This window comes from Janthinobacterium sp. RA13 (assembly GCF_000745325.1).
GTDB classification, from domain to species: Bacteria; Pseudomonadota; Gammaproteobacteria; order Burkholderiales; family Burkholderiaceae_D; genus Janthinobacterium; species Janthinobacterium rivuli.
This window is the reverse complement of the sequence record NZ_JQNP01000001.1, coordinates 5,621,529-5,640,022: the sequence shown is the minus strand read 5'-3', so window position 1 is coordinate 5,640,022 and position 18,494 is coordinate 5,621,529. Positions and strand designations below refer to the sequence as shown.

The 18,494-nt window shown below is 63.2% G+C and carries 16 protein-coding genes; 11 read left to right on the top strand and 5 right to left on the bottom strand.

The window, feature by feature from the left end; all coding sequences use genetic code 11:
* Window positions 1-36: 36 nt before the first annotated feature.
* The 4 genes from FG13_RS24910 to FG13_RS24895 all read left to right on the top strand — a co-directional run bounded on the left by FG13_RS24910 (window position 37) and on the right by FG13_RS24895 (window position 3,787).
* Window positions 37-1,287, top strand: coding sequence for an MFS transporter (locus FG13_RS24910; protein WP_035825344.1), 1,251 nt, complete (start codon window positions 37-39; stop codon window positions 1,285-1,287).
* A gap of 38 nt (window positions 1,288-1,325) precedes the next feature.
* Complete coding sequence (locus tag FG13_RS24905; protein ID WP_035825341.1) at window positions 1,326-1,991, top strand: DUF1345 domain-containing protein; 666 nt, start codon at window positions 1,326-1,328, stop codon at window positions 1,989-1,991.
* Window positions 1,992-2,181: 190 nt separating this feature from the next.
* A complete protein-coding gene (locus FG13_RS24900) occupies window positions 2,182-2,559 on the top strand; it encodes an HPF/RaiA family ribosome-associated protein (RefSeq protein WP_034781728.1) in 378 nt (125 codons plus the stop codon).
* Window positions 2,560-2,821: 262 nt separating this feature from the next.
* On the top strand, window positions 2,822-3,787 hold the full coding sequence (locus FG13_RS24895) for a GGDEF domain-containing protein (RefSeq protein WP_035828712.1): 966 nt from the start codon (window positions 2,822-2,824) through the stop codon (window positions 3,785-3,787).
* A 1-nt stretch (window position 3,788) separates the two neighbouring features.
* Here the strand turns inward: FG13_RS24895 and FG13_RS24890 are convergent, their stop codons facing one another.
* A complete protein-coding gene (locus tag FG13_RS24890; RefSeq protein WP_235211802.1) occupies window positions 3,789-4,418 on the bottom strand; it encodes a DUF5610 domain-containing protein in 630 nt (209 codons plus the stop codon).
* 147 nt (window positions 4,419-4,565) lie between these two features.
* Here FG13_RS24890 and sbcB point away from each other — a divergent pair, with 147 nt between their 5' ends.
* Window positions 4,566-6,014, top strand: a complete 1,449-nt coding sequence (gene sbcB / locus FG13_RS24885) for an exodeoxyribonuclease I (protein ID WP_035825340.1) — start codon at window positions 4,566-4,568, stop codon at window positions 6,012-6,014.
* A gap of 133 nt (window positions 6,015-6,147) precedes the next feature.
* Here the strand turns inward: sbcB and pyrF are convergent, their stop codons facing one another.
* Window positions 6,148-6,972 carry an orotidine-5'-phosphate decarboxylase gene (gene pyrF, locus FG13_RS24880; RefSeq protein WP_035825338.1) on the bottom strand — a complete coding sequence of 275 codons (825 nt, stop codon included), beginning with the start codon at window positions 6,970-6,972 and terminating at the stop codon, window positions 6,148-6,150.
* Between the two features lie 157 nt (window positions 6,973-7,129).
* Here pyrF and FG13_RS24875 point away from each other — a divergent pair, with 157 nt between their 5' ends.
* The 5 genes from FG13_RS24875 to FG13_RS24855 all read left to right on the top strand — a co-directional run bounded on the left by FG13_RS24875 (window position 7,130) and on the right by FG13_RS24855 (window position 10,910).
* Complete coding sequence (locus tag FG13_RS24875) at window positions 7,130-7,744, top strand: LemA family protein (RefSeq protein ID WP_034781723.1); 615 nt, start codon at window positions 7,130-7,132, stop codon at window positions 7,742-7,744.
* Window position 7,745: 1 nt separating this feature from the next.
* Entirely contained in the window at window positions 7,746-8,591 is an 846-nt protein-coding gene (locus FG13_RS24870) for a TPM domain-containing protein (protein WP_035825337.1), read from the top strand.
* Window positions 8,591-9,112, top strand: a complete 522-nt coding sequence (locus FG13_RS24865; protein WP_035825334.1) for a TPM domain-containing protein — start codon at window positions 8,591-8,593, stop codon at window positions 9,110-9,112. The genes FG13_RS24870 and FG13_RS24865 overlap by 1 nt, the downstream gene beginning before the upstream one ends.
* Window positions 9,113-9,183: 71 nt before the next feature.
* The gene (locus tag FG13_RS24860; protein WP_035825332.1) at window positions 9,184-9,948 is read left to right on the top strand and encodes an SDR family NAD(P)-dependent oxidoreductase; all 765 of its coding nucleotides are present in this window, start codon (window positions 9,184-9,186) and stop codon (window positions 9,946-9,948) included.
* 548 nt (window positions 9,949-10,496) lie between these two features.
* Window positions 10,497-10,910, top strand: a complete 414-nt coding sequence (locus FG13_RS24855) for a VanZ family protein (protein ID WP_035825329.1) — start codon at window positions 10,497-10,499, stop codon at window positions 10,908-10,910.
* Here FG13_RS24855 and FG13_RS24850 read toward each other — a convergent pair whose 3' ends face one another.
* Complete coding sequence (locus FG13_RS24850; protein ID WP_035825327.1) at window positions 10,911-11,210, bottom strand: hypothetical protein; 300 nt, start codon at window positions 11,208-11,210, stop codon at window positions 10,911-10,913. It lies immediately after the preceding gene.
* 445 nt (window positions 11,211-11,655) lie between these two features.
* Here FG13_RS24850 and FG13_RS24845 point away from each other — a divergent pair, with 445 nt between their 5' ends.
* The gene (locus FG13_RS24845; protein ID WP_152598855.1) at window positions 11,656-12,156 is read left to right on the top strand and encodes a hypothetical protein; all 501 of its coding nucleotides are present in this window, start codon (window positions 11,656-11,658) and stop codon (window positions 12,154-12,156) included.
* A 551-nt stretch (window positions 12,157-12,707) separates the two neighbouring features.
* On the opposite strand, the gene FG13_RS24840 is transcribed toward FG13_RS24845, so the two are convergent.
* On the bottom strand, window positions 12,708-16,544 hold the full coding sequence (locus FG13_RS24840) for an NAD(P)-binding protein (protein ID WP_035825322.1): 3,837 nt from the start codon (window positions 16,542-16,544) through the stop codon (window positions 12,708-12,710).
* Between the two features lie 53 nt (window positions 16,545-16,597).
* A complete protein-coding gene (locus FG13_RS24835; protein WP_035828710.1) occupies window positions 16,598-18,337 on the bottom strand; it encodes a glycoside hydrolase family 2 TIM barrel-domain containing protein in 1,740 nt (579 codons plus the stop codon).
* Between the last annotated feature and the right edge of the window lie 157 nt (window positions 18,338-18,494).

Below are 18,494 nucleotides of genomic sequence, written 5' to 3'. Positions count from 1 at the left end.
CATCACCGCCCTACCCCGCTGCTCCCTGGAAATCTCATGTCTTTCGCCATCCTGCGTCACCGCAACTTCGCCTTTTATCTTTCCGCCCGCGTGCTGGGCACGGTGGCCGTGCAGATGCAAAGCGTGGCCATCGGCTGGCAGGTGTACCAGATCACGGGCAGCCTGTTCGACCTGGGCCTGATCGGCCTGGCGCAGTTCGCCCCCTTCCTCGTCTTGATTTTGCCGGCCGGCCACGTGGCCGACCGCTACAACCGCCGCAACATCATCGCCTGGTGCCTGGCGGCACAACTGGCGTGCGCGCTGGCCCTGCTGGCCTTTACCCTGAGCGGACTGTCCATCGTCTGGCCCGTGTTTGCCGTGCTGGTGCTGTTCGGCAGCGCGCGCGCCTTCATGATGCCGGCCACGCAAGCCGTGCTGGTGAACATGGTGCCCACGCAACACTTCAGCCGCGCCGTCGCGCTCAGTTCGTCGAGCTCGCACGTGGCCATCATCCTGGGCCCTACCCTGGGTGGCTTGCTGTATTACTTCGGCCCCAAGGTGGTGTATTTGATCTCGTCCGCGCTGCTGGTCGTGTCCGTCCTGCTGATGCGCGCCACCACGCCGGCGCCGCAAGTGGTCAAGCGCGAACCCGTCAGCTGGCATACCCTGCTCGAAGGCTTGCGCTTCGTCTGGTCGAAACCCATCGTGCTGGGTGCCATTTCACTCGACCTGTTTGCCGTGCTGTTCGGCGGCGCCACGGCCCTGCTGCCGGCGCTCGCGCATGACGTGCTGCATATCGGCCCCAGCGGCCTGGGCCTGCTGCGCACGGCGCCCGGAGCAGGCGCGGCCCTGTGCTCGATCGCGCTGGCCATCTTCCCCATCACGCGCCGCGTGGGCGCCTGGATGTTCGGCGGCGTGGCCGTCTTCGGCCTGGGCACCCTGGTGCTGGGCAGCACCAGTTATTTCCCGCTGGCCCTGGCGGCCCTGTTCCTGATGGGCGCCGGCGACATGGTCAGCGTCTACATCCGCCACCTGCTGGTGCAGTTCGAGACGCCCGACGAGATCCGCGGCCGGGTCAGCGCCGTGAACGCCGTCTTCATCGGCGCCTCAAACGAGCTGGGCGAATTCGAATCGGGCTTGACGGCCGGCTGGTTCGGCCTCGTGCGCGCCGTGCTCTTCGGCGGCGCCGCCACCCTGGCCGTGACGGGCATCTGGGCCGTGCTGTTCCCCGTGCTGTCGCGCATGGACCGCTTCCCCCACCACGAAAAGGAAGCGGCCGCCAGGACGGCCACCACGGCCAGCCCATAAGGTCTAAGATGCGCTATCGCCACTGACCAAGCCGCACCATGAAAATCACGCTTCCATTCCGCAGCTTCATCCGCAGCCGCCCCCACCTGAGCATGGCCTCGGTCATCGGCGTGGCGGCCGGCCTGCTGCTGCCCTCGTCCTGGCAACAGATGACGCGCTTGCTGACGGCGTGGAACGTCGCCGTCTGGTTTTACCTGGCGACGATGGCCTGGATGATGATGCGCGCCAACCATCACAAGGTTAAAGCCATGGCGGCGCGCCAGGACGAGCGGGCGGCCACGGTGCTGTCGGCCCTGTCCGTCGCTTCCGTGATGAGCCTGGTGGCCATCGTCTCGCAACTGTCCTCGATGAAAGACATGGCGCCGGACGAGCGCGCGCTGCATTACGGCCTGACGATCCTCACCCTGGTCGGCTCCTGGTTCCTCGTCGGCACCCTGTTCTGCTTCCACTATGCCCACCTGTATTACCAGGCCGATCCCGCGCTGCGCCCGCTGAAGTTTCCCGACGACGAGCAAAACCCCGATTACTGGGATTTTCTGTATTTCGCCATCACCATCGCCGTGGCCGTGCAAACGTCGGACGTTTCCGTGCAGACGCGCACGATGCGGCAGATCGTGCTGGGGCAATCCGTGCTGAGCTTTTTCTTCAACCTGGTCGTGCTGGGGCTGTCGATCAATATCGCGGCTGGGCTCATCAATGGTTGACGGTAAATAATTTCGTGGCGGAAACTTGACCTGGCTGAAGGGTTAAGCTCATCTTAATCGTGCGCACCCTCTTGAAATACTGGAAAGAGGAGTAAGATAAGTTCCATGCACAGAGGTCATGTGCATGAGGCAGCAACCAGGCCGCAGCACGCCTGAGATGGGTTTTTTTTGAATTGACAGGAGTAAGCATATGCAAATCAATATTCATACCGACAGCACCATCGCCAACACCGCTGGACTGAACGAACATGTGCAATCCGTACTTGAAAGCGCACTGAACCGCTTCCGCGACAATCTGACCCGCATCGAAGTCCACATCAGCGACACGAATGGCCCGAAAGGCGGCGCCGACGATATCCGCTGCGTCATGGAAGCACGCGTTGCTGGCTATCAACCGATCGCCGTGACCGAACAGAACGCCACCGTGCATCAATCCGTTGCCGGCGCCACCGATAAACTGAAACGCGCCATCGATAGCGCCCTGGGCCGCCTGCAAGACAGCAAGCGCCACGCCACCGGCAAGAATGCCGTGATCGATACGGCCGAAGCGGAAGAAACCGCCGAGTAATTCCCCCCCCCTGCAGGATTTTCAGAGACTGAGGCAGCCGTTCAAGGCTGCCTTTGCATATCCAGCCCCGTCTTTCGCGCGCGGCAACAACCATACTAAAACAGCAAGCATTCCCGCGTATTAACGCGGCAATGAAATAATTGTCGTATTTCTCACAGTAAGTGACATCAAGCAAGCCTTTGCCGTTACGGCCAAGGCCGCTTTACGCTATCATGAAGCTACCGGCCCCCTGCTCGCGCGCCGGCTTTTTGAAAGTGTGATTGTGGAACAGATCGGCAACTTCGGCGCTTCAGGCTGCAACATCGGCGATTTACAGCTATTTCGCGATGGGGCGGATAGCCAGACGGCCGCCATGCTGGCGCCCTGCCCCGTCATGCGCCTCGAAGCGGGCGAAGCTATTTCCGACACGCAAGGCGCCAGCCTGTACATCGTCCTGCGCGGTTCGCTGGCCGTGGCCGCCGACACCCACACGGGCATGGATGACGGCACCGTCAGCAAGGTCTTGCCCGGCGAAAGCGTGGGCGAACAATCGGTGCTCGATGAAGCGAGCAACCTGGCCGCCATTTCCGCCCTGGAAGAAACCGACTTGCTGGTGATCGACGCGGCCGTCGTCTGGGAATTGATCGAACAGTCGAACGGTCTGGCGCGCAACCTGCTGCGGCTGCTGTCCTTCCGCATCCGCGCCGCGAATGCGCTGCTGCGCCGGCGCCAGAAACTGGGCGAATTCTACCGCCAGCTATCGATGGTCGACAGCCTGACGGGCTTGTACAACCGCGCCTGGCTGACGGATCTGCTGCCTAACATGATCGTCACGGCCCACGCCAGCGGCTCGCCGCTGTCGCTGGTGATGATAGACCTCGACCATTTCAAGCGTTTCAACGACACGCACGGCCACCAGGCGGGCGACCAGGCGCTGCGCATCGCCGCACAAGTGCTGGGCGCGGCCCTGCGGCCCACGGATTTTGCCGTGCGCTATGGTGGTGAGGAAATGATGGTGATCTTGCCCGATACCAACGAACACGTGGCCCTGCGGGTGGCCGAGCGCCTGTGCGAGCGCATGCAGCTGGCCGTCATCTTCGCCGACATGCGCAGCGCGCTGCCGCACATCACGGGTTCCTTCGGCGTGGCCAGCCTGGCGGCCGAACAGGACGACGAGGCGCTGATCGCGGCCGCCGACGCGGCGCTGTACCGCGCCAAAGCATCGGGCCGCAACCGGGTCATGCTATAGATCAGGCAGCCTTGCTGTCGGCTGGCTTGCTTGCATCCGGCTTGGCGGCGTCATCCTTCTTGCTGCTGTGCGCGGCGATGAAATCGGCATAGCCCTTCTGCACCAGCTCATACGTCTTGTCGATATTGCCAGCGATATCGCCACCCAGCACTTTCAAGCCTTCCAGGATATCGCGCGCTTCCTTGAAGCCTTTTTCCATGCCGCCGCTGATGGTGTCCATGAACTTGGTCAGGGCCGTATCGTCGTCCATGCCGGGATTTTGCTTCTTGTAGGCGTCAAAAAAACCCGTCGACAGCGATACAATGCGGCTCGCCGTCGCTTCGGCGCTGTTATCCTGCGACGCCGCGTTCTGGATCGCATCGTCGCCGTACTGGCTCTTCAGCGCTTCATTGATGTTGGTGATGGCCGTCTTGTACAGCAGCGCCAGCGGTTCGTTCTCGGAACCGATGGACACATTCAGCGACGCCTGCATGATGGAAGCGTTCAATTGCAGCTTGGTGCGGTCATTGACGCTCATTTCAGCGTTGATGCCGTCCTTTTGCTGGACTTTATCGTCCTTGCCGGCAACGCCCGTACTGACGGAAGTCACGGAAGGGTTGGAATTGCCGCTTGCGGCGATGGGAATTGACACGATAGACCTCCTTGAACGGACAATGTATGCCACCATGCGGGAAACGCGATGATGACCATCCTCTCGTGTAGTATCGGCAGGTTTTCAGAAAACTGTAGCAGCGGCCGCTTTTAGCGGCCCGGATAACCAATCAAGCAACGACCATCAATGACTAACCAGACCTTTCTTTGGCACGACTACGAAACCTTTGGCGCCCAGCCGCGCCGCGACCGCCCGGCCCAGTTCGCCGCCATCCGCACGGATGCCGACCTCAACGAGATCGGCGAGCCGATCATGCTGTATTGCCAACCTGCCAATGATTTCCTGCCCGACCCGCAATCGTGCCTGATCACCGGCATCACGCCGCAACAGTGCTTGCAGCTGGGCGTGCCCGAGCACCAGTTCGCCGCCACCATCGAAGCTGCCTTTTCGGAACCGGGCACCATCGGCGTGGGCTACAACACCATCCGTTTCGACGATGAAGTCACGCGTTTCCTGTTCTGGCGCAATCTGATCGACCCGTATGCGCGCGAATGGAAGAACCATTGCGGCCGCTGGGACATCCTCGACGTGGTGCGCATGACGCACGCGCTGCGCCCGGAAGGCATGCAATGGCCGAAGCGCGACGATGGCCAGACCAGTTTTAAGCTGGAACACTTGAGCAAGGCCAATGGCCTGGCCCACGAAGCGGCGCACGATGCGCTGTCCGACGTGCGCGCCACCATCGCCCTGGCGCGCCTGATCCGCGAAAAGCAGCCGAAACTGTTCGAATTTTGCCTGGCCCTGCACAAGAAGGACCGGGTCGCCAGCGAAATGGGCATGCACCTGGCCGCCGCCGAACGCCAGCCCTTCCTGCACGTGTCGGGCATGTTCCCCGCCGAACGGGGCTGCCTGGGCGTCGTCTGGCCGCTGGCCACGCATCCGAGCAACAAAAATGAAATCCTCGTCTGGGATTGCGCCTACGATCCGCGCGAACTGTTCGCGCTGGACGCCGACACCATACGCACGCGTTTGTTTACGCGCAAGGAAGCCATGCCGGAAGGCATGACGCGCCTGCCCGTGAAAAGCGTGCACCTGAACAAGTCGCCCATGCTGGTCGGCAACCTGAAAACCCTGTCGCCGGCCATGGCCGCGCAATGGGGCATCGATCTGGACGCGGCGAAGGTCAACGCGCAACTGGCCGCGACGGCGCCGAACATGGATGCCATCTGGGCCGAAGTGTTCCAGCGTCCGGGCGCGAATGCCGCGCTGGACGTGGATGAGGATTTGTACAATGGTTTCGTCAGCAACGACGACCGCCGCCTGCTCGAATCCTTGCGCCGCGACACGCCGGCCAAGCTGGCCACGGCCCGCCCCTCGTTTGCCGACGAGCGCCTGCAGGAATTGCTGTTCCGCTACCGCGCCCGCAATTTCCCGCAAACCCTGAGCGAAGCGGAAAGCCTGCGCTGGGAACAGCACCGCGCCGCCCGCCTGTTCGACGGTGACGGCGGCGCCCGCACCATCGAAATGTTGTTTACGGAGATCGACGTGCTGTCGGAATCGGTCGATGAGCGGGGAGAAGAGATTTTAGGCGAGCTGTACGACTACGCGGAGATGGTGGCGCCCATGCGCGACTGAAAGAGGGCGCGAGTCGGGTAGGTCGGATTAGCGGGCCGAAGGCCCGCGTAATCCGACAACATTGTTGACGTTACCGGTGTTGTCGGGTTACGGCCGCTGGCCTAACCCGACCTATATTTTTTATGGGTGATGTTTAAACCGAACGATGCTGATTGATCGCATCGCGCGTTTCAATGGCCACGCGGCGCGCCGCGTCGGCGAAATCTTCGCCCGCTTGCGGCGTGGCGTAGATGATGGCGCGCGACGAGCTGATCATCATGCCCATGCCCTTGGCCGTCTGGCCCGCGCCAACTGTCGCCGCGATGTCGCCGCCCTGGGCGCCGATGCCGGGCACCAGCAGCGGCATGTCGCCGACGATGGCGCGCACTTGCGCCAGTTCTTCAGGGAAGGTGGCGCCGACGACAAGCGCGCACTGGCCATTCTTGTTCCATTTATCGGCCACCAGGCGCGCCACGCGCTGGTACAGCGGTTCGCCATCCGTATTCAGGAATTGCAGGTCCGAGCCGCCCGGGTTCGAGGTGCGGCACAGGATGATCACGCCGCGGTCTTTCCACGCCAGGTAGGGGTCGAGCGAATCCTCGCCCATGTACGGGTTCACGGTGACGGCGTCGGCGCCGTAGCGCTCGAACGCTTCGCGCGCGTACTGCGTGGCCGTCGCGCCGATGTCGCCCCGTTTCGCGTCGAGGATCAGCGGGATGTGCGGATAGTGTTCACGCACATAGCGGCAGATGTCTTCCAGCTGCTTTTCCGCGCCCAGCGCGGCAAAATAGGCGATCTGCGGCTTGAAGGCGCAGGCCAGGTCGGCCGTGGCGTCGATGATGCGCGTGCAAAAGGTAGTGATTCCATCAGGCAGGTCGCGCAGTTCGGCCGGCAGTTTCGCCAGGTCGGGGTCCAGGCCCACGCACAGCAGGGAATTATTGGCCGTCCACGCGGCGGATAATTTATTGATGAAATTCACGGTACACCTTCTCTATATTCAGTTGCAAACCCCGTATTGTAACGCGGCGCGGGGTTGCGAAGGCAGGCGGAGGCGGCGACCGGCGCTGATTAAACCGACATGGCGGGCCGTTTCAGGTATATTTGCCGCATCCCTTTTACTCGGCACGGAACCCATCATGCAAATCACCAATCAATTCACCAAATGGCTGCGCCTGGCGCTGAGCGTCACCGTCCTGGCCGGCGTCCTGACGGGCTGCGGCTACAACGACTTCCAGAGCAAGGATGAAGCCACCAAGGCCGCCTGGGGCGAAGTGGTCAACCAGTACCAGCGCCGCGCCGACCTGATCCCCAACCTGGTCAACACCGTCAAGGGCTATGCCACGCACGAGCGCGAAACCCTGGAAGCGGTGACCAAGGCGCGCGCCGCCGCCACCAGTTTCCAGATCACGCCCGAAGTGCTGAACGATCCGGCCGCATTCGAGAAATTCCAGCAAGTGCAGGGCCAGCTGTCGTCGGCCCTGTCGCGCCTGATGGTGGTGTCCGAGAAATACCCGGACCTGAAGGCCGACACCAGCTTCCGCGACCTGCAGTCGCAGCTGGAAGGCACGGAAAACCGCATCACCGTGGCGCGCCAGCGCTACATCGTTGCCGTGCAGGATTACAACGTGCATGCGCGCAGCTTCCCGAACAACCTGACGGCCATGGTCTTCGGCTACAAGGTCAAGCCATCGTTCACGGTGGAAAATGAAAAAGCCATCTCGACCGCACCGACCGTCAACTTTGGCAAATAAGATGAAAGCCTGGTCCTACCTCGCGGCGCTGGCGACGGCGCTGCTGCTGTGGACGATGGCGCCAGCTGGCGCACAGGGCTTGCAGCCCGTGCCGCCGCTGGCGGCGCGCGTGACGGACAACGCCGGCATGCTCGACGCCAAGCAAAAGGCGGCGCTGGAAGGCGTGCTGGCCGATTACGAAGCCAAGACGGGCAGCCAGATCGCCGTGCTGCTGGTCAAGAGCACGGAACCGGAAGCCATCGAGCAATACAGCATCCGCGTGACGGATGCCTGGATGCTGGGCCGCAAGGGCGTCGATGACGGCGTGCTGCTGATGGTGGCGAAGGACAACCCCTCGTCCCTGCGCCGCCTGCGTATCGAAGCGGGCCGCGGCGTGCAGGGCGTGCTGACGGATGCGCAATCGAAACGCATCCTGCAAGACGTGATCGCGCCGCATTTCAAGCAAAACGACTATTACGGCGGCCTGGTGGCCGGTGTGGGGTCGATTGCCACCTTGCTGAACCAGGAGCAATTTCCCGCTCCCGCACAGCAGAAGGCCCCAGCGACGGTGGAAGCGGGCGGCATGACGTTCTGGCTGCCGCTGCTGTTCTTCGGCTTCCTCGTCGTGCTGACCCTGTTCCGCTCACGCGGCGGGCCGACGCGGCTGCAGCGCGGCAGCAACTGGTCCAGCGGCGCCACCGGCGTCGTGCTGGGCAGCATCCTCAGCCAGGCACTGAACAACCGCGGTGGTGGTGGTGGCGGCTTCGGCGGCGGCGGTGGTTTTGGCGGTGGCGGTGGCGGCGGTGGTTTCGGTGGCGGCGGCGGCGGCGGCGGATTTGACGGCGGCGGCGCCTCGGGAGATTGGTAATGACGAAACATCTGACATTTGGCCAGCGCTGCGGACGCGCGTTAAAACATTTGCGGGGCACGCCGGCGACGGCGCGCCAGGCCTTTCCAGAGCGCACCTTGAAAGCCATCGAGACGGCGATTGCCGACGGTGAAGCGATGCACCAGGCGGAAGTGCGCCTGATCGTCGAAGCTGCCCTGACGCCAGGAATGGCTTACCAGGGCGTGAGCAACCGCGAGCGGGCGCGCGAACTGTTCGCCCAGTATGGCGTGTGGGATACGGAAGACAACGTTGGCGTGCTCATCTACATCAACCTGGCCGAGCATCAGGTCGATATCGTGGCCGACCGCAACGTGGGCCGCCGCGTCACGCCGGAGCAATGGCAAGCCGTGTGCCACACCATGACCAAAGGGTTCAGGGATGGCAATTACCACGACAGCACCGTGGAAGCACTGGCGCAGCTGAATACCTTGCTGCAAAGCCACTTCCCTGCCAACGGCACGCGCGGCAACCAGTTGCCGAACGAGCCCATCCTCCTCTGATTCCTGCCCAGGGATTAAAATCCGCCATGGCACCGCAGCATGGCGGCGCCCCCACCCGCCGAGGAGCACACATGAAACTAGTCAATAAAACCGCCATCGTCACGGGCGCCACGCAAGGCATCGGCCTGGCTTGCGCCACCCGCCTGATCGCCGAAGGGGCGCAGGTGATGCTGGTCGACATCAAGGAAGAAGGCGCGCAGGCGGCAGCCGCCCTCGGCCCGCAGGCGCGCTTCTTTTGCGCCGACGTCAGCCAGAAGGCGGACGTCGACGCCATGCTGAAGGAAACCCTGGCGCAGTTCGGCCACATCGATATCCTCGTCAACAATGCGGGCGTCACACACGCGGCCGATTTCCTCGACGTGTGCGAAGACGATTTCGACCGGGTCATGCGCATCAACCTGAAATCGATGTTCCTGTGCGGCCAGGCCGTGGCGCGCGAAATGGTCAAGCGCAACAGCGGCTGCATCATCAATATGTCCAGCGTGAATGCGGAACTGGCGATCCCGAACCAGGTGCCGTACGTGGTGTCGAAGGGCGCCATCAACCAGCTGACCAAGGTCATGGCCCTGAACCTGGCGCCGCACGGCGTGCGCGTGAACGGCATCGGCCCGGGCACCATCCTGACGGAACTGGCCAAACAGGCGGTGCTGTCGAGCCCGCAGGCGCGCCACACGATATTGTCGCGCACGCCGCTGGGCCGCTGCGGCGAACCGGAGGAAGTGGCCGGCATCGCCGCCTTCCTGGCCAGCGACGACGCCACCTACATGACGGGCCAGACCATCTATGTCGATGGCGGACGCATGGCGCTCAACTACACGGTGGCAGTGAAGGAATGAAGACAGACGCAGACAGTTATATCAAAAAAGAATAATGGTTATCTGAAAAGACCATTAGACACATATCGTGCGACGCAGCATAATGCACCTGTCTCCACTATTCTCCTCCAAGAAAATAGTTTTAAGCCCGCTTTCACCAGCGGGCTTTTTTTTCGCTGTCCTTCCTGAAACATGGCCATTCTTGCCATGGCGCACAATCTTTCCGAGAAATGGCCTGGCCGCAAAAAAATGTTGCGGCGTGTCATCAGCCCGTCATCTTCGTCCCCCATACTTGCTTCATCTGCTGTACAGGCAACCGATATGCCTGACTACAGACAGGTGTGCCGCGATGGCACACCACTCCCTTTCATGACCGTGGCGGGCGCCGGCAAGGCGCGCGACATGCTGAGTACCGAGCAACTCTCAACTCTTGACCCATTTCATTTGGGTTTTTGGCCCGCGTCCCCGCGGGCCTTTTTTTTCCCTGCACGGCAAGCTCTTGCGCAAAAACACGGTAGCCCGCCCTGCCCATGATATTGTGACGGCCTTTCCACCTGTCCTGACGCCTCATGCCTGCCCCCCTGCCCGAACTGTGTTTTGCCGACCGCTACGAACGCCTGCGCTACCGCACGGCGCTGGTGCTGTATGCCCTGGTGATCCTGATCGGCGACATTCCCGGTGTGCGCGCGGACGTGGGTCAATATGCGTCGGGCGGCGTGCTGCATTCCGTCGGCTATGGCGTGCTGGCTCTGATCCTGTTCAGCGGCACGGCCGGCGGCATGGCGCGCCGCGCGTTGCTGTCGGTGCTGATGGTGGCGGCCATGGGCGCGCTGGACGAATTCATCCAGAGTTTCCTGCCTTACCGCCGTGGCGCCGTCAGCGACTGGGTGGTCGATATCACGGCCGCGACGGCCGTGGTGCTGCCACTGTACTTTTTCTGGCCTGCCATGGCCGCCGCCGCGCTGAAGAAACAGCGGGGCTGATCACGGCGCGTTGCCATCGCCGGCACCCAGCGCCAGCGACAGCTGCCCCTGGCCGGCTGCCGCCCGGCTGGCGATACGGCGCAAGGCCGTGCGCATTTCCCGCCGGCTGGCCGCTCCCGCTGCGCGCGCCGCATCGCGCTGCATCTCCATCAACTGCTCCGACCGTGACAGCCTCGTCAAGGCATGCAGGGCTTGGGTCAGCGCATAACGGGCGCGCGCGCCGTTCGCAGCGCCCGGGGCACCGTACACCGCAATCACCAGCTCATTGATCAGCTTGACGCTATGGGAATCGGCAGACATTTATTCTCCTGAAGTAAGCAACGGGGAACAAGGGGAAAGCGCGAACGCCGTGCTCGCCCTGCACAAGAATTTCTTTTATACCAAGCTCTACAATTGAAGCGCTTGATGTACCTCAATGTGAAATAACAAGGATCGAACATCTTTCCCGCCCTGCTCTCTTACCAAGTAACCCCCATTAAATTATTGTGATTTCTGACTTCCATAACCGGCACTCTGGAAGGTGGCCGACGAGGCTTGCCAGCTGCTGGCAGTGCTCGCACTGCGGCGCAACTGGCGCCTTGCATCGCATCCGGTTCTGTTCGTCATAAATTGACAATATTTTCCTGAGGATTACTTAGCAGTAGTTGCGGCCATGCTTGGCGTGCCTGGCATGCGCCATTGACGCTGACCTCCGCCACACCCTGGAAACCGGGTTAACACTTTGTCAGACCAAGAGGAGAACAAGATGAGAGTAAAAAAAACCATGGCGCTGGCCGGCCTGCTGTGTACGCTGGCCGCCTGCAGTTCAAATCCGAACAGCACCGGCATGAGCAGCATGAACGGCCGCAGTGGTGAAAGCTACAGCAATACGACCGCGACGGGCAACGCAGCGACCAACACCGGCATCACCGGCAGCACCATGAACGACACCAGCACCGGCAGCGCCGACACGCGTACCTCCACGGCCAACAACGCCATGAGCATGGACGGCAGCCAGTCCGGCGTCAGCATCGCCTCCGCCACGGTGCAATCGATCGAGCCGGTGCCACGTGGCATGGATCAGGGCAGCGGCGACATGCAGTCGGGCAGCTCCGGCACAGCGGGCACCACCTCGGGCAACATGCAGTACCGGGTCACCCTGCGCCTGGACGACGGCAGCACGCGCACCCTCATGCAAAACTCCCAGCCAGGCTACCAGATCGGCGATCGGGTCAAAGTGGTCAACGGATTGCTGCAGCGCTACTAACGATATCCGGGGATCAGCGCGGCATGCGCCGATCCCGCCTGGCCGCTGGCATTTGGGGCGCTGAGCGCCAGCGGTCAGGCACATCAATCGCAGTCAGGCATGCGAGGTATGGCAAGGCGGGACGGGACAGGCATCAGGCCTTTCCTTGCCTTTCCTTGCCTGGCCTTTCCTTGCCTGGCCTTTCCTTGCCTGGCCTGGCCTTTTCCCTGCTGCCATGCTTTGCTTTACTGCTTTGCTTTACCTTTTTCTTGCCATGCTTTGCTTTACCTTTTTCTTGCCATGCTTTGCTTTATGTTTTTATTGCCATGTTTTGCTTTATCTTTTCCTTGCCACTTTTGCTTTATCTTTTCCTTGCCACTTATCCCTGCCATGTCTCCTGACAGCGACACCCGGCCTCCTGCCTTGCCATCGTTTCACCTGGCATGATCTTCGGCAGCGCCCTGCCTCTTCTCATGTTGCGTCTTGGCTGCCTCCTGCCTCGTTTGCCTCTTGAAGACGTCCTTGCTGAATCCGCGCCGGGAGCGCTGATCCCGTGCTCCCGGCGCTAGCGCCTACTCCACCATACCCACCTTGCGCTGGCTTGCCGCCAGCCCGGCGATCAGTTCCGCCGCTTTTTTCCCGGCCAGGAAGGCATGGTCGGAATTGTAGTATTCCCACTCGCTGTAGCGTCCCGCCAGCACGATGTCCTGCGTGGACAGCCATGCTTTCACCAGCGCCACGTTGGCGGCCCGCGCATGGTCGTACACCACGTAGGCGTACGGCATGTCTACCTGGTTGGCGACCAGCAGGCGGTCATCGTCGCGCAGCAAACCCACCGCGATGCAGTCGGCCATGCAGCGGTCGATCAGGGCCTGTTCATCGAGCGGCAACGGTTTCCAGGGCGAATAACTGATCTCGCACGTCAGGCCGAAACCACCCGGCGCGTTGCAGTGGGGGCTGGCATTCCCTTGCAGGAAAATACGGTGGAATATCGTCTCTTCCGGATAGTAAATCCAGTGTTTCTCGCTGATGTTTTCGCGCGCCACGCCCAGGTTGACGCAGCGCACGGAAATATGCCGCAAGGCGCGCGCTGCCGCCTGTACCTGCGGCGGCGCCTGCTCGCCGATCAGGCGCACCAGTTGCGGCAGGGGCATGGTGCTCAGCAAGTGCTGATAGCGGAAACGGCGGCCATCGCCCAGCACGATCACGTGCTGGCGCGGCAAGACCTGCACCACATCGGCATTGAGTTCCAGCTTGCCTTGCAGGTGCGGCAGGAAGCCCGACATCAAGGCCTGGAAACCGCCGCGCAAGGGATAGCCGAAGCACGCATTCGGGCCCATCGGCCTGGCCACCGGTTCCAGCGCGCCCTCGATGATTTCTTCCAGGTTCGGCAAGGGCACCCGCCCGCCCAGCCACGACGTTTCCATCTCGGCCAGGGGGACGGTCCACAATTTCTTGTTGTAGGGAATCGCAAAATGGCGGGCGATGCCGCTGCCCCACACCTGATGGATAAATTGCTCGAAATTGGGCGCGCCCTGGGCCTGGGCTTGGGCCGGCGCCGCCACGGCATCGTGCAGCTGTTCCAGCCCCGTGCCGCCGTCGGCGCAGCAGTCCTCCACGGCGCAGGCCGCAGCCGTTTCAGGGCTTGGCGCGGCCGGTGCCTTGCCGTATCGCGCCTCGATGGCGCCGACGATGCATTCCTTGATGACGGCTGGCGGCAAGCCGTACAGCGCCCCCTGGAAAGGATAGCGCGTGTAGACCTGCTTGCTGTAGACCCAGGCTTCGCGGTTTTGCCAGTGCAGATTGGTCCCCAGCAAGGTGCGGTACATGTCGAGCACATAGTCATCGTTGGAAAACATGATGTGGCCCGCGTGATCGAAAGTAAAACCGCGATCCTGGATGGAGCGGCACCAGCCGCCCACGGCGGCATTTTTATCCAGCAGCAAAGTATCGGCACCCAGGTGATAGGCGGCGCTCAAGCCCGTCGGACCGGCGCCAATGATGGCGCAGGCCACGGCTTGCGGCGCACCGGGGGGATGCAGCAAATTGACATCGGCGCCGGCGCCCGGTGCGGCGGCCTGTGTCGTGCCGGCGGCGGACACGGCCTGGCGGGCGCCCTGCCCCGGCGGCGTCGTGTCAAGCAAGTTGCGCATCTGCTCCACCGTGGCATCCCAGGAGGTGGCCTCGACGATGGCGCGCATGTTCGCGGCCATGGCCGCGCGCTGTTCCGGCGTCGCGGCCAGCGCCGCCTCGCAGGCGGCGACAAAGGCGTCGGGTGTATCGGCGATGGCCACGATGTCGCCATACGGCACGGCCACATCGGCGATCGGCGTGCTGACGATGGGCAGTTGCGCCGCCATGTATTCCAGTACCTTGGTGGGACTGATGAAGCGGGTCGCCTCATTGCTGGCAAACGGCAGCAGGCACACGTCCCAGCCGGCCAGGAAGTGCGGCAGGGCCTGATAGGGCTGCTGGCCCAGGTAATGAATATTCTGGCGCTGCGGCAGGCTGGCCGGGTCGATCTTGAGGATGGGTCCAACCAGCACGATTTGCCAGTCGGGATGGGCGTCGGCCAGCGCCGCCACCAGGGCCGGCTCGAAACGCTCGTCGATCACGCCGTAATAGCCGAGCCTGGGCCGGCCGATCTCCGCCTGCGCGGGATGACCGTTGTGGCGGTCCAGCGCCTGTTCGAAGTGCACGGTATCGACGCTGCTGGCGAAGCAATGGACGTTGGCGTGGCGCGTGCGCTTCGCCTCGAACAGGCTGGGGCCGCCCGCAAACACCAGGTCCGCGCGCGCCAGCAAGGCCGTTTCGCGCTGCAATAACTGACGCGGCGCATTCTTGAATGCGGCCAGTTCATCCATGCAGTCATACACGACCAGGCCCGCGTGCAGGGCTGGCAGCAGTGGCAGCGCCATCGGCGTATAGAACCACACGATGGGGTCGTCGGCAGGCGTGATCTGGCTCAGCAGGGGCTGCAGCACGGCCAGTTGGTCGTCGTGAAAACCGCACGCCTGTACGGGCGTGCGGGGCTGGCACACGGTCACGTTCGGCGCCGGCGTGGACAGCTCCAGCCTGCTGGCTCCATCGTCCCAGACGGGCTCCTCGACAAAGACCACGCGGTAGAATTGCGCCAGCCGCGACAGCAGCTGTTGCGGACGCTGATACACGAAATTCCAGCGCAAATGGGAAAAAACGATGATGGTTCGCATGCCAGTTCCTTTCTGCCCCGCCGGGGCAAACGTTGAACAAAGGTGTGCCGTCAGGCGCTGTGCCTGCCGTAGTGCCGCCGCGTAGGGGGGGACGAGGATGCGCCGCAGCCGCTCGCCCCCCTCGCCTTCCAGGCCGACCTCCCACAGGCCGCTGCGGTGCCAGTGGCTGGCATCGTCCCAGTCTGGACGGTCGATGACGGGATAGATGCAGATGCCGCGCAGCGCGGTGCCATGCTGGACGGCCAGCGCCGCCTCGGCGGCCACGTCGCGTATCCACGCACCGCGCCCGCTGCCTACGTGGCTCGTTTCCGCCAGCAGCAAAGGCCGCTGATAGCGCGCCTGTACTTCCAGCAGCAGCTGGTGCAGGGGCATGCGGCGCGGTTCGCCCAGGTGCCACCACAGGCGCAGGTTGCTGCCGCATTCCCACTGGTTGCTGTGGTAATAGTTCAGGCCGATCAAGTCCAGGTAGCGCGGCGCGCCGCCCAGTTCCGGCGCTTGCCGGCCGCACAGCATGTCCCACGCTTCGAACTGCGAGGCGCGCCAGGCCGCCGCCTGGTCGACCCAGTCCGTGCGTCCGGGCGGCGCGATCACGTGGATCAGGGGATCGCATTGCAGGAAACGCGCCTGCGGGCTGACGTCACGGATCGCATCGCAGCCGGCGATGCTGGCGCGCACCAGCTGCCGCTTTCCTTCCGCTCCCGCATCGGGCCGGTACATATTCAGGCACTGGAACATGTGCACCGACAAGCCCCAGCTGGTAAACGAGATTTCATTGATGGGTGAGTACACGGGCGCGCTACCCGCATACGGCGCGAGGAACTGCGCTGCTGCCCGACAATAGCGGGCAAAGCGCGGCACGAAGTCGGGTGAAAACAGGTCGAGCCCGGCCGGCCAGCCGTAGTGGCAGAAAGTCCAGTTGATCTGCAGCCCCAACTCCTGCGCCACGGCGGCGCGCTCTTCGATACAGGAAAAATCGAACTGACCATCGCGCTCGGCCAGGCGCCAGCCTATGCTTTCGCGCACGTTGCGGATGCCGAACTGGCGCAGCAGCAGGTAGTCTTCGCGCACCCTGTCCAGGTGGCCCGTGGCGCGGTTCATGTCCAGCGCCTGGCCGCCATGGGTGACGTGGTCGGCGCCTTCGTAGCCGGCCTGCCAGTAAGTAAGGAACGGCGCTGCCGCGCCATCGGTATCGGCCATGCCTGCCCCTTTGAAATCTGAACCAGATGAAACTTGCCAGGTCCGGCTTGCGTTCAATTGAGCCGGATGTTGCGGGTGGCCGCGCTGAGCAGTTCCAGCGCGGCCTTCGGCGTTCGGTCCGCCGTCAGCAAGCCATTGGCTTCCTGGAAGGTGTCGGCGAACTGCGTGTAGCAAAAGCCGCTGAACATCTGCGCCGTATTGACGACCGTCATCAGGCGCCGGTAAATATCGAGGAAGGCCGCCTCGTTGCCCACGCGCGCATAGCCCCAGGTTTCCGCCGATTCGCCCTGTTCCCGGTCGAAGGCGATGCCGCCAAACTCCGTCAGGACGATGGGCTGGCCCCGGTGCGGGAAGCCGTCGAGTGTGAGGATGCGCCCGCCCGGACGGCGCTGGTCGAACAGGGTGGTGCGGGCCGAGTCGCTGATCGCATAGCGCGCCTGCAGGCGTTCCGGATCGCAGTCGTAATCGTGGATGCCGAGGATGTCGGTGGCCGACGCTTCCCAGCCGTCATTGCCGATCACGGGGCGCGTGGGGTCGAGCGTGCGCGTCAGGTGGTACAGCGCTTCGACGGCGTTGCGGTGCGCCTGGATGGCCGTCAGGTTGGGTACGCCCCACGACTCGTTGAACGGCACCCAGACGAGAATGCACGGATGGCTGTAGTCGCGCTCGATCACGTCCGTCCATTCACGCACCATGCGCGTGATGGCCTTGCTGGAAAAGCGGTACGTCGATGGCATTTCTTCCCAGACGAGCAAGCCCAGGCGGTCGGCCCAGTACAGGTAGCGCGGATCCTCGATCTTCTGGTGCTTGCGCACGCCGTTGAAACCCAGGGCCTTGGCCAGTTCCACGTCGCGCCGCAAGGCATCGTCGGAAGGCGCCGCCAGCAGGGTGTCGGGCCAGTAGCCCTGGTCGAGCACCAGGCGCAGCGGATACGGCCGGCCATTGAGCATGAAGCGGTCGCGGTTGATGGCCACCGAGCGCAGCGCCGTGTACGACTTGACGGTATCGAGCAGCTCGCCGTCATGCCACAAGGTCACTTCGGCATCGAGCAAAATGGGACGTTCGGGGCTCCACAGCAGTTCGTTGCGCGAATCGTCGATGCCGGGGTCGGACAGGGCGATCTTGCGGCTCGCTTCGTTTTCGATCAGCTTGTACTGGTCGTCGGCCAGCAGGTTGCTGCCATGCCAGATGCGCACGGCCACGGTGAGGTCATCCTGCAGGTCGCCCATGGCGAACACTTCGCAGCCGATCTCGTAGCCTTCGAACACGGGTGTCCAGCGCAGCTTGCCGATGTAGGTGGCCGCCACGCGCTCGATCCACACGCTTTGCCAGATGCCCGTGGTACGCGGATACCAGATGGAATGGGGCAGCAGCTGCCAGTCCTGCTTGCCGCGCGGCTTGGCCAGGTCGTGCGGATCATCCTCGACGCGCACCGTCAGCACCTGCGGCCCGTCGGGCAGCAGCGCATGGCTGATGTCGGCGACAAACGGCGTGTGCCCACCCTCATGGTCGGCCACCACGTGCCCGTTCAGCCACACCTTGGCATGGTAGTCGACGGCGCCGAAATGCAGCAGCACGCAGGGGCCGCCCGGCTGCAGCAGGAAGTCGCGCTGGTACCAGCAAACGCGGTGAAAGCCACGGTCGCCCACGCCGCTGGCCTGCGATTCCGGCGGAAACGGCACGATGATCTCGTGCGTCCAGCCGATGCCGCCGTCGGGCAGGCGGTAGCGCCGCTCATTGTCAAACGTAAAGCGCCAGGCGCCGTTCAGCGATTGCCAGTTCTCGCGCACCATCTGCGGCCGGGGATAGGCAAAGGCGCCCGCGCCCGGCAGGACGGTTTCAGCCTGGCCGTCATGCGTATTCGGTGGGGAGAGATGGTCATTGAGCATGCGTGTTGGATGCTTGCCGCAGGGAGCAAGTTCCGGCGTATGGGACTTGCGCCGCAACGCA

Excerpts from the sequence above, each read along its gene's own strand:
- FG13_RS24870 (WP_035825337.1), top strand. The coding sequence starts at position 7,746 with ATGAAAGCCTGGTCCTACCTCGCGGCGCTGGCGACGGCGCTGCTGCTG.
- FG13_RS24910 (WP_035825344.1), top strand. The coding sequence starts at position 37 with ATGTCTTTCGCCATCCTGCGTCACCGCAACTTCGCCTTTTATCTTTCC.
- FG13_RS24855 (WP_035825329.1), top strand. The coding sequence starts at position 10,497 with ATGCCTGCCCCCCTGCCCGAACTGTGTTTTGCCGACCGCTACGAACGC.
- FG13_RS24865 (WP_035825334.1), top strand. The coding sequence starts at position 8,591 with ATGACGAAACATCTGACATTTGGCCAGCGCTGCGGACGCGCGTTAAAA.
- FG13_RS24900 (WP_034781728.1), top strand. The coding sequence starts at position 2,182 with ATGCAAATCAATATTCATACCGACAGCACCATCGCCAACACCGCTGGA.
- FG13_RS24845 (WP_152598855.1), top strand. The coding sequence starts at position 11,656 with ATGAGAGTAAAAAAAACCATGGCGCTGGCCGGCCTGCTGTGTACGCTG.
- FG13_RS24850 (WP_035825327.1), bottom strand. The coding sequence starts at position 11,210 with ATGTCTGCCGATTCCCATAGCGTCAAGCTGATCAATGAGCTGGTGATT.
- FG13_RS24905 (WP_035825341.1), top strand. The coding sequence starts at position 1,326 with ATGAAAATCACGCTTCCATTCCGCAGCTTCATCCGCAGCCGCCCCCAC.
- sbcB (WP_035825340.1), top strand. The coding sequence starts at position 4,566 with ATGACTAACCAGACCTTTCTTTGGCACGACTACGAAACCTTTGGCGCC.
- FG13_RS24840 (WP_035825322.1), bottom strand. The coding sequence starts at position 16,544 with ATGGCCGATACCGATGGCGCGGCAGCGCCGTTCCTTACTTACTGGCAG.
- FG13_RS24835 (WP_035828710.1), bottom strand. The coding sequence starts at position 18,337 with ATGGTGCGCGAGAACTGGCAATCGCTGAACGGCGCCTGGCGCTTTACG.
- FG13_RS24860 (WP_035825332.1), top strand. The coding sequence starts at position 9,184 with ATGAAACTAGTCAATAAAACCGCCATCGTCACGGGCGCCACGCAAGGC.
- FG13_RS24875 (WP_034781723.1), top strand. The coding sequence starts at position 7,130 with ATGCAAATCACCAATCAATTCACCAAATGGCTGCGCCTGGCGCTGAGC.